Below are 16,079 nucleotides of genomic sequence, written 5' to 3'. Positions count from 1 at the left end.
TCCTTACATATTAAAAATCAAAGTTAATATCATTATTATAATTCCAATAATTGAAATAAATAAAGGTTTAGTTTCTTCATATTTATAATAACCTATTGTACCGCCAATAGAAAGAATCATTGGAATGAATAGGGCAAAGATTTTTGGTTCAGTATTTGAAGGATTGCCAGAAAAATCTATTTGTACAGTCACAGTTTCAGGTAAATTAAAGTAGCTATACAAAGATAAAATAATTGCAATTGAGAATACTAATCCAGATATAATATTTTTATTTAACTTCATAAATTAAACTCCTTTCCTATAAAGATAAAAAGAATATATCATTGGGATAAGCATGCAAATTATAAATGGAATGAGAATTAAAAACTCATATCTAAAAAAAGTCATAATGAGAAATAAAATTCCAGCAAATATAAAAGAGTAACCTCCAACTCGGTGAGTTCTTCTCCAATTTTCATCACTATTTAATGTCCATGGAAGTTTAATTCCTACTGTATAATTTCTCTTAATCTTAGGCATATAATTTCCAATTGCAATAAATAATAATCCAACAAAAGGTGTAATTATATTTGTCGCCTTAACATCTATTCCAAATCCAGATAAAACAGTTATTAAGTAGATTATAAACATAATTGTAGGTATGGAAAATTTACTAATTGTGATTACAAAATTATTTTGTTTTTTATTTTTTGGATCATTATCTAACATAAAACATAAAAATATATTCATTGCTATTAGAAATATATGAATTCCAATCATTGCCTCAAACCTTGTTCCATAGGAATCAACTTCGCTATTGAAATTCCAATGAGTGGGAAGAGAGTCAGGCATTTTATTATAGAATAATAAATTAAAAAATATAAAAATTAATATAGATGCAATTATTGAAATTATACTTTCTTTTCTAAATCTAAATTTATTTTTCATTTTGACCTCCTTTAAATTTAACAATCCATGTAAGTATGTCTTCAAAGATTGAAGTGTTCAATTCGTAGTAAATAAAATTTTTTTCTTTAGTTTCATATATTAAATCCTGCTCTTTTAATAATTTTAAGTGATGAGAAATCGTGGCTTTAGATAAATCAAAACTATTTGAAATTTCTCCTGCATTCATCCTACCTTTCTCACGCAGCATATTTAAGATTTTAATCCTAACAGGATCAGATAGAGCTTTAAAAGTATCTGAAAACATTGCTTCACCAAACTTTCTATTTCGATAATCATCTAAATACTTACCTTGATTATAATTACAAAGTAAAATAAAGTCAATTCTATTTTGAAAAATATCTAAATAGAATAATAAAAAAAGTTGTTAGAGAAGATTTTACTATTCTCTAACAACTTTAAATTTATGCTCCAAGATATGCAGCTTTTATTGAAGGATCATTTGCAAGTTCTCTTGCTGATCCTGATTTAACAATTTTTCCAGTTTCAAGCACATAGGCTCTATCTGAAATTTGAAGTGCCAAGTTTGCATTTTGTTCTACTAATAAAACTGTAACTCCGATTTCTTTAAAAGTTTTTATAACATCGAAGATTTTATCAACAAATAGGGGAGAGAGTCCCATTGATGGCTCGTCAAGTAGAATTAATTTTGGCCTTGACATCATTGCACGTCCCATGGCAAGCATTTGTTGTTCTCCACCTGAAAGTGTCCCTGCTCTTTGATCCTTTCTTTCTTCAAGCACTGGAAATCTTTCATAAATTGTTCTTAGGATTTCCTCGTCACTTTCTTTTGGATTTTTAACTGCAAAGGATCCAAGTTTTAAATTATCGAGAACTGACAAGTCTGTGAAAACTCTTCTTCCTTCAGGAACTTGTGCAATTCCCATAATTGTTATTTCATTTGGTTTTACTTTAGTAATTTCTCTGTCTTCAAAAAATACTGTTCCGCTTTTAATTGGGATAAGGCCAGAAATACTTTGAAGAGTTGAAGTCTTACCGGCACCATTGGCACCTATTAGACATACAATTTCGCCTTCCTTTACTTCAAAATCAATTCCCTTAATTGCGTGAATGTTTCCATAATATATATTTAAATCATTAACTCTAAGCATTGTGACCTCCTAGATAAGCTTCTATAACCTTAGGATCTTCAATAACCTCTCTAGGATTTCCCTGGGCAAGAACTCTACCATAGTTAAGAACCATAATTCTCTCACAAATTCCAAGTACAAGCTTCATGTCGTGCTCTATTAATAGTATTGTGATGTTAAACTTATCTCTAATAAGTCTAATTGTATTCATAAGTTCTTCTGTTTCTTGAGGGTTCATACCAGCTGCAGGCTCATCAAGTAATAATATTGATGGATTAGTCGCCATGGCTCTTGCGATTTCAAGCTTTCTTTGATCTCCATAGGAAAGTGCATTGGCTGAGAAGTTTTTAAATTTATCTAAATCAAAAATCTTTAAGATTTCCATTGCTCTTGTAACTCCTGCGTACTCTTCCTTCCAGAATTTCTTAGTTCTAAACATTCCATCAAAGATTGAATATTTAATTTCATCATTTTGAGCAACACGCACATTGTCAAGCACTGACATATATCCAAAAAGTCTTATGTTTTGGAAAGTTCTTGAAATTCCCTTCTCAACTAATTTATGAGGACTGACTCCATTTATAACTTCACCATTTAATTTGATTTCGCCTTCAGTAGGTTTGTAGACTCCTGTAATCATGTTAAAACAAGTTGTTTTACCGGCACCATTTGGCCCAATTAGTCCAAAAAGTTCGCCCTTTTTAATTTCTAAGTTTATATTATCAACGGCTTTAAGTCCGCCAAATTGAATTCCAACATTATTAAGTGTTAAAACTGAACTCATGAGTCTTCACCTCTTTCATAATATTTATCAATCTTTAGTATTTTATAAACTAGAGAAGTAAGAGAGAATTCCTTTCTTCCTAGAAGACCTTCAGGTCTAAATATCATTACAATAATTAGTGCTAAAGAATAGAATATCATTCTGTACTCTGCAAATTGACGAAGAAGTTCTGGAACAATTGTAAGAACTACTGCTGAAAGTATAGCACCAGTAAAAGATCCCATACCTCCAAGTACAACCATTACAAGAATGTCGAAACTTCTGTTGTAGTCAAATACTTTAGCTCCAAGTACACCGATGTTGTGAGCATACATTGCTCCAGCAATTCCAGCAAAGAATGCAGAAAGTGCAAAGGCATAAGTTTTGTAATAAGTTATGTTTATACCTGAACTTTCAGATGCAATTTCATCGTCACGAATTGATAAAACGGCTCTACCATGTTTAGAAGTCATTGTGCTAAACATTAGGGCAACTGAAATAACTGTGATTAAATATATTACTAAAAAGTTTTGCATTACAGGTATACCTGAAAGACCTTGCGCTCCACCTGTGAAGTTAAAGTATTCGATTAATACTCTTATGATTTCACCAAAGGCAAGAGTTACAATTGCAAGATAGTCTCCCTTAAGTCTTAGGGCAGGTATACCAATTAAAATTCCGATTATGCAGGCAAAGATACCGCCAAGTACAAGTCCTATTAAATATCCAGGAAGGCCTGGCACGATACCAGCTTTCGCAAAAAGTGCTGCAGTATATGCACCTATTGACATAAAACCAGCATGACCAAGTGTAATTTGTCCAAGGTTACCTACAGTTACGTTTAGAGAAACTGCAAGCACAACATTGATACATACAAGTCTTAAAACAGACATTGCATATCTATTAAGGACACCGGCAAAATCTAGCCCAAGTACTGCTAAATAAAAAAGTGCTATTAGGATTACACTAAGCACCATTATTCCTTTTTTACTTCTTGACATTATACCTTCTCCTTTTGATTCTTACCTAGTAAACCAGTTGGTTTAACTAGAAGTACTATTATAAGAAGTCCAAATACAATTGCATCTGCAAGTTTTGTAGACACATATGCCTTAACAAGGGCTTCAACAATTCCTATAATAATTCCACCAAGTACAGCTCCTGGAATAAGACCAATTCCACCGATAACTGCGGCAGTAAAGGCTTTAATACCAAGCATTGAGCCCATCAAAGGATAGGTTTGCGGATATGCGGAAATATAAAGCACACTGGCAACTCCTGCTAGAGCTGAACCAATTGCAAATGTAAGAGATAAAACTGTATCTACATTAATTCCCACAAGAGCAGCAGCACCATAATCTTGACTTGTAGCAATCATCGCTTTTCCATATTTTGTCTTTTTCATAAATAATTGCAATATAAATGTTAAGATTAAAGTGATGATAATTGTTACATAAGTTGATGGAGAAATACTAATTGCTCCAATATTTAAAGCATTTGATGTGAAAATTGGAGGAACAGATTTAGCTCCTGCACCAAATATTTTCATAAAAGAGTTTTGTAATAGTAAACTCACACCAATTGCTGTGATTAAGTTTGTAATTCTTGGACTATTTCTAAGTGGCTTATAAGCAAGTCTTTCAATAACAACTCCAAATATCATACATACTAGCATTGAAGGAATTATTGCAAGATAGAAGGGAAGACCAGCATCAAGAAGTATTCCCGAGATTACATAAATTGCAGTATAAGAACCAATCATTATGATTTCACCGTGTGCGAAGTTTATAAGTTTTGCAATTCCATATACCATTGTGTAACCTAGGGCAACTAATGCATAGATTGAACCCAAGCTAAAGCCATTAATAAGTTGATTTATAAAACCCATTAATACCTCCTATTATATTTAAAAAAGACAAGCCATTACAGCTTGTCTAATTTTATTCATTTTTCTTATTATTCAGCTGAAACTAAGCTATTAAATTGGTATGCTCCATCTTTAATTTCTATAATTGTAGCTGATTTAATTGGATTGTTGTTTTCTCCAAATTTAAGATCGCCAGTTACACCACTAATTTCAACAGCTTTAACTGCATCTACAATATCAGTAAATTCCATTGATTTTGCATTTTCAATTGCAGTTTTGTAGATGTAAACTGTGTCATATCCAAGTGCAGAGAATGCAGAAGGATCTTCATTGTATTTTTCTTTATAAGCATTTACAAAGTTTTGAACTTTTTCGTTTTCATCTTGAAGTGAATAGTGGTTTGTGAAGTAAACTCCATCAAGAAGAGAAACTGAGCCTTGATCAATTACAGAAAGTACTCCGTCCCATCCGTCTGGTCCAATGATTTTAGACTCGATTCCAAGTTCTCTAGCTTGTTTGATAATTGAAACATCTTTTTCATAATATTCTGGAACTAGAATTACATCAGGATTTTGGTTTTTAATATTAGTAAGTTGAACTTTAAAGTCAACGTCTGAATCGCCATATCCTTCATCAGCAACAACTTCTATTCCCTTAGTTTTAGCTTGATTGATAAATTCATCAGCAACACCATTTGAATAGTCATTTGAAGTGTTTCTTAAAACTGCTGCAGTCTTTGCACTTAAATTATCAGCAGCAAAGTTTGCAAGAATTTTTCCTTGAAGTGGGTCAGTAAAACAAGTTCTAAATACATTTGCCTTTCCTTCAGTGATTGCAGCACTTGTACCTGTTGGAGTAATAATTGGAATTCCATCAGCCGCCGAATTATCTGCAACTGCTAGAGAAGGTTTAGAAGTAATAGCACCTATAATAACATTATTGCCACCTTCAACTAATTTGTTATAAATTGTAACAGCTTCAGTTGGATCTCCCTTGTCATCTTCAGAAACATATTCAACTTGTTTTCCATTGATACCGCCATTGGCGTTGATTTCTTCAACAGCAAGCTTGATTCCATTATCTGTAGTGTTGCCATAAACTGCAGCAGCACCAGTTTTTGGAACTATACCACCAATCTTGATTACATCTGAATCAGCTGGAGCAGAAGCAGCTTTATCTCCGCCACCACAAGCTGTAAGAAGAACAGCAAGGGACATAACTGCGAATAATTTTTTCATCTTCATTCTTACATATCCTTTCTTAATTAAATTTTAAAATAATATCTAAGTACTATTCCAAATTTAGATATTTTTGCTATTATATCACTTTGACTAGATAAAATAAATAGAAAAGGAAAAAAACTCTAAAAAATTATACTTTTTCCATAGAAATTATAAATTTAAAATAAAAAATAATTTTGCTGGTATAATATAAGTAATAGGAGGCAGAAATGAAAAATAAAAAAATAATAATTGCCCTTGCAAGTTTACTAGCAGCATCGATTCCGGCAAATGCTTTTGCATATTATAATCCTGAACTTGAAAGATATTCAGATAATATAAAAGAAATATATAGAGAAGTAAATGAAGATAGTGGAAGAGTTTTTAAACCAAAATATATTAAAGGCTATCCAGATGGAAGTTTTAAACCATCTAATGCAGTCTCAAGAGCTGAAGCTGTCAGTATGTTTGTAAATTTACTTAGCATTGGAGATAAAAATTCTAATAGACAAAATAATTTTACAGATGTTAAAACCGGATGGTATGTGGGTGAAATAAATTATGCAGTCTCTAAAGGCTTTATAAAAGGTTACGACGATAACACTTTTAGACCTGATGCAGAAATAACAAGAGCTGAGTTTGCAAATATGATTGCAGTCTTTGTAAAAGATGGCTATCCAGAAGGTGAGAGCTTTAAAGATGTAAAGGGCCATTGGGCAAGCGATGCAATAAATGAACTTTATGGAAACAAATTAATTAAAGGATACCCCGACGGAAGCTTTAAACCAGATGAAAAATTAACAAGAGCTGAAGCTGTAGTAATTTTAAATTCAGTTTTTGGCAGAGCTACAAACTCTCAGTCTCTAAAAAATATAAATCAAAATGCGCTTATAAAATTTAATGATGTAGACAAATCTCACTGGGCTTACTATGAAATCCTAGATGCTTCAAATAGTCACATCACACAAAAGACGGAAAGAGCAAATGAAATTAATATTTGGATTTAATTTTTAAATTTTTACTATTATATACAATTAAATATAATTATAATTTTTAAACTTGGGTATAAGATTAATAGATAAAAATCTTAACCTTACAAATATATTATAGGAGGAAATTATATGAAAATATTAGTACCTATTGATGGATCTAAGAGTTCAAAGAAGTCAATCGATATAGCAAGAGAAATGGGAGAAAAATTAGGAGCCGATTTATTAATCCTAACAGTTACACCTGAAACATCAATTTTTGAACAATATCCAGCAAATTTCTCCTTTACCCTTGAAATTGATAAGGCAAATGTAGAAAGAGCTGAAATGATACTTAAAGATGCTGAAAGCGATCTTAGCGGATATCCACATAAAATCGAAACTTTCTACACTTCCGGTAATCCTGGTGAACAAATTTGTAAATTTGCAGATGAAAAAAATGTAGATTTGATTATAATGGGAAATAGAGGCCTAGGAGCATTCTCAAGAACTCTTCTTGGATCAGTTTCAAACAAAGTTATAAACCACGCAACAAAGTCAGTACTTGTTGTTAAAGCAGATATTTAAAATATTTATCCCCTACATATGTAGGGGATTTTATTTTGCAATTTTATTTTATTAGTAAAAAAAGAATAAAATAAATTTGTTTTGATGACACTTTATTAAATTTTTAACAATTTGTTTTATCTTTAGTAAATAGATTCAAGAATTAATTGAGAAATGAATGATGAAAAGGATTTTCCTATAAACTAATCCTTGAAAATGTTATTGTTAATGTTATAATATTAACAGTGGTATGTTAATTAAATAACATTCTTTAGAAAAATTTGTTAGGGGGATTTTAGAATGGATTTTAAAATGGACAAGGAACATGTTCTATTAAGACAAATGTATCAAGCTTTTGCCGAAACAGAAGTAGAGCCAATTGCTGCTGATGTTGATGCAACTGAAGAAGTTCCTATGGAAAATGTAAAAAAATTAGCTAAATACGGCTTTTTTGGAATACCATTTCCTAAAGAATACGGTGGACAAGGTGCTGATTATATAGCTTATGCAATGGCAGTTGAAGAACTTTCTAAGAAATGTGCTACAACTGGTGTAATTGTTTCAGCTCATACTTCACTTTGTGCTGCACCTATTTATGAAAATGGTACAGAAGAACAAAAACAAAAATATCTTCCAGACCTACTATCAGGAAGAAAGATCGGTGCATTCGGACTTACTGAACCAGGCGCTGGTACTGATGCAAGTGGTCAAAGAACAACTGCTGTTCTTGATGGAGATGAATATGTACTTAACGGATCAAAGATATTTATAACAAATGCAGGTTTTGCTGATACTTTCATTGTAATAGCAATGACTGATAGATCAAAGGGAAATCGTGGAATTTCAGCTTTCATAGTTGAAAGAGGAACTCCTGGATTTAGCGTTGGAGAACCAGAAGACAAAATGGGTATCAGAGGATCTTCAACTTGCGAACTTATCTTTGAAGACTGTAGAATTCCAAAAGAAAATCTTCTTGGAAGAGAAGGTAAAGGATTTGGAATTGCAATGAAGACACTTGATGGAGGAAGAATAGGAATTGCTTCTCAAGCTCTTGGTATTGCAGAAGGCGCAATTGATGAAACTGTAAAATATACTTCTGAAAGAAAACAATTCGGAAGAAGAATTTCTCAATTCCAAAATACTCAATTTGAACTTGCAGATATGAAAACTACTGCTGAAGCAGCTCAACTACTTGTTTACAGAGCAGCTGATGCTAAAGCTCAAGGTGTTCCATACGGACATTATGCAGCAATGGCAAAACTTTTCGCTTCAGAAGCAGCTAGTGATATAACTAGAAGATGTCTTCAATTATTCGGTGGATATGGATACACTAGAGACTATCCAATTGAAAGAATGATGAGAGATGCTAAGATTACTGAAATTTACGAAGGTACATCTGAAGTAATGAAGATGGTTGTATCTGGCTGGATGGGCGTTAAATAAGCAAAGGAGTATTATAAATGAATATATTAGTATGTATTAAACAAGTACCTGACACTAATGAAGTTAGACTTGATCCTGTTACAAACACTCTTATCAGAGATGGGGTGCCAAGCATTATAAATCCTGATGACAAATCAGGCCTTGAAATTGCATTAAGACTTAAGGATGAAAACCCAGAAGATGTTAAAGTTACTGTTGTATCAATGGGACCTTTCCAAGCTGAAAATGCTTTAAGAGAAGCTCTTGCAATGGGAGCAGATGATGCAGTTCTTATAAGTGATAGAGCATTTGGTGGAGCTGACACTTGGGCAACTTCTTGTACAATTACAGCTGCACTTGAACACTTAGATTATGATTTAATTATTTGTGGTAGACAAGCAATCGATGGAGATACTGCACAAGTAGGACCTCAAATTGCTGAACACATTGGAGTACCACAAGTATCTTATGTTGAAGAACTTAAACTTGATGATGACAAAAAAGGTATCACAGTTAAGAGACAATTTGAAGATAGATATCACACAATCAATGTTAAATTCCCATGCTTAATTACTGCAATTGCAGAATTAGCAGAGCCTAGATATATGACAATTGGTAAGATTTTTGACGCTTACAAAAAAGACATCACTATTTGGGGACTAGAAGATATTAAAGATAAACTTGATATGGCTAACATTGGTCTTAAGGGATCTCCTACAAGAGTTAAGAAATCTTTCCCTAAACAAGGTAAAGGTAAGGGAGTTCTTTTAACTGACTTAACTGCAGATGAAGCAGCTCAACAAATCGTTGCTAAACTTCAAGAAAAGTATATTATCTAATGGGGGTTTAAAAATGAGTAAAGATGTATATGTATTTATAGAACAAAGAGACAATAAACTTGAAAAAGTTGGAATCGAACTTCTAGGTAAAGCTAGAGAACTTGCTGATGATTTAGGTCAAGATGTTGTTGCTCTTCTATTAGGTGAAAATGTCAAAGATCATGCAAAAACTCTTATTAGACATGGTGCTGACAAAGTAATCATAGTTGAAGATGCAATGCTTAAAGAATATGTAACTGAACCATATGCTAAGGCAGTAACAGCAGTTATTAAAGACAAAGAACCTGAAATTGTAATTTTTGGTGCTTCTTCAATTGGTCGTGACCTTGCTCCAAGACTTGCTGCAAGAATTCACACTGGATTAACTGCAGACTGTACAAAACTTGAAATAGATGAAGAATCTAAAAACCTTATGATGACTAGACCTGCATTCGGTGGTAACCTAATGGCTACTATTCTTTGCGAAGACTTTAGACCTCAAATGGCTACAGTTAGACCTGGAGTAATGCAAGCGCTAGATTCAGATGATTCAAGAGAAGGTGAAGTTGAAGAATTTAAAGTAGAATTCTCTGACGAAGACATGAATGTAAAAATTCTTGACATTCAAAAACAAGAATCTCATAAGAAAGACATCACTGAAGCTAATATCTTAGTTTCTGGTGGACGTGGAATTGGTGGACCAGAAGGATTTAAACCACTTCAAGAACTTGCTGACACACTTGACGCTGAAATTTCTGCATCAAGAGCATCAGTTGACTCTGGATGGATTACTAAGGATCACCAAGTTGGACAAACTGGTAAGACAGTTAGACCTGAACTTTATTTTGCAATGGGTATCTCTGGAGCAATCCAACACGTTGCTGGTATGGAAGACTCTGATCTTATCATAGCAGTTAACAAAGACCCAGAAGCTGCAATCTTTGAAGTTGCTGATCTTGGAGTTGTCGGAGACATTAACGCAATTGTTCCAAAACTTACAGAAGCAATTCTTAGAGAACAAAAAATTAAAGCTGAAATTTAATTTTAATTAATGAAGAGGTTACATTTTTGTAGCCTCTTTTTTTATGTTCTTTTTTATAAACTAGATTTTTCAGTGTAAAAGTGATAAAATGAATTAAATATTTTTATATGAATTAATGGAGGGAAGAATATGGAACAATCTTATGTTTTTTTTAATGGAGAAATAGTTGAAGAAGAAAAAGTTTCAATAAGCATTAGATCTAAAGTTGTCAACTATGGTCTAGGTGTTTTTGAAGGCATTAGAGCATACTGGAATGAAGAAGAAGGACAACTTTATGGTTTCAAATTAGTTGAACACTACAAGAGATTTTTACAATCTGCAAAAGTTGTGAATCTTAAAATTCCTTACACTGCAGAAGAACTTTCTGATATCACTATTGAACTTTTAAGGAAAAATGGATATAAACAAACTACTTATATAAGACCACTTGCATTTAAAAATGAAAAAAATGTTGGTGTAAGCATTGATGATAATAACGAACATGATGCCGTTGCAATTTACTTACAACCAATGGGAAAATATATTGACAAAGAGGCATTTAGAGTTAAAGTTTCTTCGTGGGTTAGAATTGCTGATAATATGCTTCCTCCAAGAACTAAAGCAACTGCAGGTTATCTAAACTCAGCTCTTGCATCTTATGAAGCAACTAGAAATGGTTATGACGAAGCAGTTTTACTTAACAGAAATGGTTTTGTATGTGAAGGACCAGGAGAAAATATTTTTATTTATAAAAAGGGAAAACTTATGACTCCACCTGCATCTGATGACATTCTTGAAGGAATTACAAGAGATTTAGTTTTTGAAATTGCAAAAGATGAACTTGGAATTGAATGTATTGAAAAATCTCTTGCAAGAACTGAGCTTTATAATGCTGATGAAGTTTTCTTCTCTGGAACTGCAATGGAAGTTGCTCCAGTTGTAGAAGTTGATGACATCAAAGTTGGAGATGGAAAACCAGGTGAAGTTTGTACAAGATTAAAAGATATCTTCTATGACATCACTCATGGAAAAAATGAAAAGTATAAGGACGCATTAAGACCTGTTTATTAAAATAGTCTGCTAGGAAACTAGCAGATTTTTTATTTTATTTTAAAATCTACTAATAAATGTTATTATATAAATGGTGATATTATGAAAAAGAAATTTTTAGTTTCTATTGCTTTAAGTGCAATGCTACTATTTACAGCTTGCGATAGAAAAGATAATACAAAAAACAACAGCACGAATAAAATTAAAGTAGAAAGCACTGCTACAAAGGGCGAAGTAAAAAAATATAATATTGAATTTTACGATACCTTTGACACTGTAATAGATATTGCAATTTATTCAGATGATGAAAATTTCGCAAATGAAAATCTTAAGTATGCGAAGAAAAGATTTCAAGAACTTCACATGCTTTTTGACAATTATAAAAACTACGATGGAATTATAAATGCAAAATCAATCAATGATGATGCGGGAACAAAACCTTTAATTGTAGATCTAACTTTATATAATTTAATTAAATTTTCAGTAGATAATCACAATAATATTTCTCACAAGACTAATATTGCAATGGGACCTGTGACAGGACTTTGGAATAGTTATAGAACTGAATACGAAGGTGGAAAGACAAAAGAACAAGTTGTAGAAAAATTTGGACAAGCCATTCCAACAGAAGCAGAACTTGAAACTTTAAGACCTTATACAAATATAAGTAATATCAAATTAAATGACGACAAAAAAACAGTTGAGATAAATAAAGGAATGAGCCTTGACTTAGGTGCAACTGCAAAGGGATATGCAACTGAAATTGTTGCAAGAGAGCTTGAAGAAAGAGGAGTTAAATCTGCTTTAATCTCAGCGGGAGGAAATGTTAGAGCTATTGGAAGCCCTGGCGATGGACGTGAGTTTTACAAAGTTGGAATTCAAAATCCTACAATGGATCCTAACAATCCAACGTCTGTAATTTTAAATCTAAAAGATATGTCTGCTGTTACAAGTGGCGATTATCAAAGATACTTCGAAGTTGATGGAGTAAGATACTGTCACATTATAGACCCAGATACTTTACAACCATCTGGCAATTTAAAATCTGTTACAGTAATTGCAAAAGATTCAGGACTTTGTGACTTCTTATCAACAGCTTGCTTTAACTCAACTGAAGAAGAAATAAAAGAAATTGCAGCAAAAACAAATACTGCAATAATTTGGATTACTGAAGATAACGAATTAAAATATACAGAAAATGCTCTTGAATATATTGATCAAGGCGAAAACTAGAGGAAAATTATGAGAAATAACACAAGGGGTTTAATATTTCACATCTTAATTTCATTAATTATATTTGCCCTTGCTTTTCTCGTTAATCTTAACGAGAGCGTTAGAAATTTAATGTATGGGAATATAATATTTAAGATTATTGTAATAGCAGTGATTTTAATTTTATATTATAATTTTGGAAAACTACTGTCTAAAAAGTCTGCAAGAGCTTTGGACTTTTTTGCAGGAAATATTATAGTTTTAATAGGAATAATACTTTTTGGGATTGGCTTTCTAGGTCTTGGAATGGATATTTTTGAAAGACCTGTAGGTGGAAGCTTCTGGAAATTTCCAATGGAATTATTTTTAATGCCACAAGTTTATTCTATAAAAGTTTTGGGGATTAACTACAATGCTTTTACACTTCTTGTTGCAACTCTTATCCCTGGAATAATTTATGGAATTAGCATTAAAATTTCTAGAAACAAACTAATTGCAAGAGAAAGAAATGTAAGAAATAGAAATATGAGAAACAGAATAAATAATAGGAGAAGATAAATGTATAAATACGATAGCGAAGAGCTTTATGAAATAGCCGTTAAAAGATTAAAGGATTTTGGAGTTGAGCTTGTAGATATTGCTGAACTTGTACAGGAACTTCAAGCTGATTATATTAAAAACTTAAGCATTGAAAGATGTTTAGATAGCGTTCAGTCAGTTATTAGAAAAAGAGAATCAATTCATGTTATATTAACTGGACTTGCACTTGATGACATGGCAAACCAAGGACTATTACCTGAGCCAATTCAATCAATAATATCAGACGACGAGGGGCTCTATGGTGTCGATGAAATATTAACTCTTGGTATTGTAAATATGTATGGTACAATTGGCCTTACAAATTTTGGTTATCTCGATAAAAAGAAAATTGGTGTAATTAAAGAACTAGACGAAAAGAAAAGAGTAGTTAGAGTTACAACTTTTGCAGATGATATAGTGGCAGCAATTGCAGCTGCAGCATCGGCAAGAATAGCACATCAAAATAAGAAATAAAATTAGATTTCATATAAATTAACCTAAAAAAAGTTGGAACAAAGAGATTTGTACATTATAAACTGGACCCAATTTCAAGGACAAAATAAAAAACTATGCTCATAAAAGTTGATTTCTGTATTGAACAGGGGTCAGCTTTTTTAATTGTTCAAATCTTGTTTTTGAGGTATACTATCATTATCATAACTAGTGGGAGAAAACAATGAGTATAAAGTATTTACCTAAGGCTAATTCTAATATGGATTATTCTAAAGTTGAGCATTATATAGATGATTATATTGATCAGGACATTATGGATAAGAAAAGTTATTTAATTCAAGATTATGAAAGAAGATGCAAAGTAGGGACAGCTTATTTGCTTGAAAAATTAAGAGGAAAAGAAAGAATAGTAATAACTATAGTTAAAAAATCAGAAGAAGATAATATTTATAATTTAAACCCAAATAATCCTATAGCTGTTGAATTATCAAAAAAAGTAACAGGAGATTTAATAGGAATTTATGAAAATAAAAAGAAAATTTATTATAAAATTCTTTACATAGAATATATAGATACAACGCCAAATAAAAAAAGTAAAACATTTAAATTTTTTAGTCAATCTGGTGAAAGTTTTAAAAATCAAAGTTCTAATAAAAATAAACAGAAAAAGAAAAAGAAGAAAAAACTGAATAATGTTAGTAATAAAAACAAGGAGAAAAGTAAAAATAAAACCAATAACATCTCACAAGAAAATAAAAACAAGAAATCACTTGGTTTAGGCTCAAACTTTATTCTTAAAAATTTATATAATAATGAAATATTAAACTTTGAAATAGTCGAAGAATCTGACGAAAATATTTTAAATAATAAAATTTCTAGTGATTCACTCTTAGCTACTAAAGTTGCAAATTCAAAAAAGAATAAAATTATCGAGATTAATGAAAATGGAAAATATGAAGTTATAGAAATAAATAGAAGAAATTCTCTATCTAAAAAAGATTTAATCACTATATTTAATGAAAAAGATTATATTGATGAAAACTTAAACATCGGAGATATTATTATTCTTAATGATATTAATAGAAATGAAGAGCATAGTTTTGAAATAGTAAGTGATGAAAGAGAAAATGAGCAAATTTATTTTCTAGGTTTAAATTCAGAATTAGTTAAACTTGTTGAAAAATCAGGTATAAACTCTGAAATAAAAGTTTCGACTAGTTTGTTTCCTAAAATATATAAAATAATATATAAAGGCAAAAAAGAGAACTATACTAATTCTAAGATAGAATCTAGGTATAAGAAAAGAAATAAAGTAAATAATATAGATGAAGATAATATTAATAAAAGTTATTCTAATGATAATGAAAATAATTTATTAGATAGTAATTATATACTAGAAAATCAATATCGTGATAACAAAAATTGCTTTTTAAGTAATTATTTAAAGGACTTAATGAATAAAAGATTTTTAGTTGGAGCAACTTTTTCAATAGTTGATTTATCTTTAAAGAAAAAACTTAATTATAAAATAGTTGATAAAAGTGAAGAGAATGTTAAATATAATTTATTATCACCAAACCATTTCTTAGCTATTGAAGTGGCTAATTCTAATGTTGGAGAAAAATTAAAGTTTTATAAAAAATTTTTGGGAAAAATAGTTTATTGTGAAGTTTTAGATTATGATGAAAAGTATTTAACAAGTGAAAATCTTATTTCAAAGAAGCAATTAAATTTAGGAACTATATTTAAAATGATTAATATTGATACTGAAGAGATAAGTTTTTTTAAGATAGTAAATAGAAGTAAAGTTGATTTATCAAAAGGATTTATAACTAATAACACTTTATTATCTCTTCAAGTGGGAAAGTCCAAGCCTGGAGATATAATAGAAATTAGTGAAGGAAATGATGTTTACAGATTTAAACTTTTATACTTCGCTAACAGATAATACCACATTATTAGAGTAGTATTTTAATTAGAGCAGTCACCAAAGGATTTGGTGACTGCTCTAATGTAGTTTTTTATTTAAGAATATTTTTATAATATAAGATTTTCTGTTAATAGTATAAACTGATTATAAGACTAATAAGCAGCCGTAAAAAT

At 31.0% G+C, this 16,079-nt stretch carries 18 protein-coding genes; 10 read left to right on the top strand and 8 right to left on the bottom strand.

Annotated features, from left to right (window positions below; translation table 11 throughout):
* Positions 1-3: 3 nt before the first annotated feature.
* From KQI68_RS07840 to KQI68_RS07805, 8 genes are all read right to left on the bottom strand, one after another.
* On the bottom strand, positions 4-282 hold the full coding sequence (locus KQI68_RS07840) for a DUF1648 domain-containing protein (RefSeq protein WP_216549584.1): 279 nt from the start codon (positions 280-282) through the stop codon (positions 4-6).
* A gap of 3 nt (positions 283-285) precedes the next feature.
* On the bottom strand, positions 286-927 hold the full coding sequence (locus KQI68_RS07835; RefSeq protein WP_216549583.1) for an SdpI family protein: 642 nt from the start codon (positions 925-927) through the stop codon (positions 286-288).
* Entirely contained in the window at positions 917-1,192 is a 276-nt protein-coding gene (locus KQI68_RS07830) for an autorepressor SdpR family transcription factor (protein WP_216549582.1), read from the bottom strand. The genes KQI68_RS07835 and KQI68_RS07830 overlap by 11 nt, the downstream gene beginning before the upstream one ends.
* Positions 1,193-1,349: 157 nt before the next feature.
* Entirely contained in the window at positions 1,350-2,057 is a 708-nt protein-coding gene (locus KQI68_RS07825; RefSeq protein ID WP_216549581.1) for an ABC transporter ATP-binding protein, read from the bottom strand.
* Positions 2,050-2,820, bottom strand: coding sequence for an ABC transporter ATP-binding protein (locus KQI68_RS07820; RefSeq protein ID WP_216549580.1), 771 nt, complete (start codon positions 2,818-2,820; stop codon positions 2,050-2,052). The genes KQI68_RS07825 and KQI68_RS07820 overlap by 8 nt, the downstream gene beginning before the upstream one ends.
* The gene (locus tag KQI68_RS07815) at positions 2,817-3,800 is read right to left on the bottom strand and encodes a branched-chain amino acid ABC transporter permease (RefSeq protein WP_216549579.1); all 984 of its coding nucleotides are present in this window, start codon (positions 3,798-3,800) and stop codon (positions 2,817-2,819) included. The genes KQI68_RS07820 and KQI68_RS07815 overlap by 4 nt, the downstream gene beginning before the upstream one ends.
* Positions 3,800-4,687, bottom strand: a complete 888-nt coding sequence (locus tag KQI68_RS07810; protein WP_216549578.1) for a branched-chain amino acid ABC transporter permease — start codon at positions 4,685-4,687, stop codon at positions 3,800-3,802. The genes KQI68_RS07815 and KQI68_RS07810 overlap by 1 nt, the downstream gene beginning before the upstream one ends.
* Positions 4,688-4,755: 68 nt before the next feature.
* A complete protein-coding gene (locus tag KQI68_RS07805) occupies positions 4,756-5,910 on the bottom strand; it encodes an ABC transporter substrate-binding protein (RefSeq protein WP_216549577.1) in 1,155 nt (384 codons plus the stop codon).
* Positions 5,911-6,116: 206 nt separating this feature from the next.
* On the opposite strand from KQI68_RS07805, the gene KQI68_RS07800 reads away from it, so the two are divergent.
* The 10 genes from KQI68_RS07800 (at position 6,117) to KQI68_RS07755 (ending at position 15,924) form a co-directional block, all read left to right on the top strand.
* On the top strand, positions 6,117-6,893 hold the full coding sequence (locus KQI68_RS07800; RefSeq protein ID WP_216549576.1) for an S-layer homology domain-containing protein: 777 nt from the start codon (positions 6,117-6,119) through the stop codon (positions 6,891-6,893).
* A gap of 114 nt (positions 6,894-7,007) precedes the next feature.
* On the top strand, positions 7,008-7,442 hold the full coding sequence (locus KQI68_RS07795) for a universal stress protein (RefSeq protein WP_216549575.1): 435 nt from the start codon (positions 7,008-7,010) through the stop codon (positions 7,440-7,442).
* A 279-nt stretch (positions 7,443-7,721) separates the two neighbouring features.
* Positions 7,722-8,864: an acyl-CoA dehydrogenase gene (locus tag KQI68_RS07790; RefSeq protein WP_216549574.1), complete on the top strand. Its 1,143-nt coding sequence runs from the start codon at positions 7,722-7,724 to the stop codon at positions 8,862-8,864.
* 17 nt (positions 8,865-8,881) lie between these two features.
* Entirely contained in the window at positions 8,882-9,682 is an 801-nt protein-coding gene (locus KQI68_RS07785) for an electron transfer flavoprotein subunit beta/FixA family protein (RefSeq protein WP_216549573.1), read from the top strand.
* A gap of 13 nt (positions 9,683-9,695) precedes the next feature.
* Positions 9,696-10,703, top strand: a complete 1,008-nt coding sequence (locus KQI68_RS07780; RefSeq protein WP_216549572.1) for an electron transfer flavoprotein subunit alpha/FixB family protein — start codon at positions 9,696-9,698, stop codon at positions 10,701-10,703.
* Between the two features lie 129 nt (positions 10,704-10,832).
* Positions 10,833-11,753 carry a branched-chain amino acid transaminase gene (locus KQI68_RS07775; RefSeq protein WP_216549571.1) on the top strand — a complete coding sequence of 307 codons (921 nt, stop codon included), beginning with the start codon at positions 10,833-10,835 and terminating at the stop codon, positions 11,751-11,753.
* Positions 11,754-11,834: 81 nt separating this feature from the next.
* Complete coding sequence (locus KQI68_RS07770) at positions 11,835-12,965, top strand: FAD:protein FMN transferase (RefSeq protein ID WP_216549570.1); 1,131 nt, start codon at positions 11,835-11,837, stop codon at positions 12,963-12,965.
* A 9-nt stretch (positions 12,966-12,974) separates the two neighbouring features.
* Positions 12,975-13,502: a hypothetical protein gene (locus KQI68_RS07765; RefSeq protein WP_216549569.1), complete on the top strand. Its 528-nt coding sequence runs from the start codon at positions 12,975-12,977 to the stop codon at positions 13,500-13,502.
* On the top strand, positions 13,503-13,997 hold the full coding sequence (locus KQI68_RS07760) for a phosphatidylglycerophosphatase A (RefSeq protein ID WP_216549568.1): 495 nt from the start codon (positions 13,503-13,505) through the stop codon (positions 13,995-13,997).
* A 202-nt stretch (positions 13,998-14,199) separates the two neighbouring features.
* Positions 14,200-15,924 (top strand): hypothetical protein, encoded by a 1,725-nt coding sequence (locus KQI68_RS07755; protein ID WP_216549567.1) that lies wholly within the window; start codon positions 14,200-14,202, stop codon positions 15,922-15,924.
* Positions 15,925-16,079: the final 155 nt, after the last annotated feature.

The organism is Peptoniphilus ovalis, assembly GCF_018919265.1.
Lineage (GTDB): Bacteria > Bacillota > Clostridia > Tissierellales > Peptoniphilaceae > Peptoniphilus_A > Peptoniphilus_A ovalis.
Note: the sequence above shows the minus strand (reverse complement) of the source record. Positions and strands in the feature narration are given on the sequence as shown.

Excerpts from the sequence above, each read along its gene's own strand:
- KQI68_RS07840 (WP_216549584.1), bottom strand. The coding sequence starts at position 282 with ATGAAGTTAAATAAAAATATTATATCTGGATTAGTATTCTCAATTGCA.
- KQI68_RS07810 (WP_216549578.1), bottom strand. The coding sequence starts at position 4,687 with ATGGGTTTTATAAATCAACTTATTAATGGCTTTAGCTTGGGTTCAATC.
- KQI68_RS07830 (WP_216549582.1), bottom strand. The coding sequence starts at position 1,192 with ATGTTTTCAGATACTTTTAAAGCTCTATCTGATCCTGTTAGGATTAAA.
- KQI68_RS07790 (WP_216549574.1), top strand. The coding sequence starts at position 7,722 with ATGGATTTTAAAATGGACAAGGAACATGTTCTATTAAGACAAATGTAT.
- KQI68_RS07800 (WP_216549576.1), top strand. The coding sequence starts at position 6,117 with ATGAAAAATAAAAAAATAATAATTGCCCTTGCAAGTTTACTAGCAGCA.
- KQI68_RS07775 (WP_216549571.1), top strand. The coding sequence starts at position 10,833 with ATGGAACAATCTTATGTTTTTTTTAATGGAGAAATAGTTGAAGAAGAA.
- KQI68_RS07765 (WP_216549569.1), top strand. The coding sequence starts at position 12,975 with ATGAGAAATAACACAAGGGGTTTAATATTTCACATCTTAATTTCATTA.
- KQI68_RS07820 (WP_216549580.1), bottom strand. The coding sequence starts at position 2,820 with ATGAGTTCAGTTTTAACACTTAATAATGTTGGAATTCAATTTGGCGGA.
- KQI68_RS07760 (WP_216549568.1), top strand. The coding sequence starts at position 13,503 with ATGTATAAATACGATAGCGAAGAGCTTTATGAAATAGCCGTTAAAAGA.
- KQI68_RS07825 (WP_216549581.1), bottom strand. The coding sequence starts at position 2,057 with ATGCTTAGAGTTAATGATTTAAATATATATTATGGAAACATTCACGCA.
- KQI68_RS07770 (WP_216549570.1), top strand. The coding sequence starts at position 11,835 with ATGAAAAAGAAATTTTTAGTTTCTATTGCTTTAAGTGCAATGCTACTA.
- KQI68_RS07755 (WP_216549567.1), top strand. The coding sequence starts at position 14,200 with ATGAGTATAAAGTATTTACCTAAGGCTAATTCTAATATGGATTATTCT.
- KQI68_RS07785 (WP_216549573.1), top strand. The coding sequence starts at position 8,882 with ATGAATATATTAGTATGTATTAAACAAGTACCTGACACTAATGAAGTT.
- KQI68_RS07815 (WP_216549579.1), bottom strand. The coding sequence starts at position 3,800 with ATGTCAAGAAGTAAAAAAGGAATAATGGTGCTTAGTGTAATCCTAATA.
- KQI68_RS07835 (WP_216549583.1), bottom strand. The coding sequence starts at position 927 with ATGAAAAATAAATTTAGATTTAGAAAAGAAAGTATAATTTCAATAATT.
- KQI68_RS07795 (WP_216549575.1), top strand. The coding sequence starts at position 7,008 with ATGAAAATATTAGTACCTATTGATGGATCTAAGAGTTCAAAGAAGTCA.
- KQI68_RS07780 (WP_216549572.1), top strand. The coding sequence starts at position 9,696 with ATGAGTAAAGATGTATATGTATTTATAGAACAAAGAGACAATAAACTT.
- KQI68_RS07805 (WP_216549577.1), bottom strand. The coding sequence starts at position 5,910 with ATGAAGATGAAAAAATTATTCGCAGTTATGTCCCTTGCTGTTCTTCTT.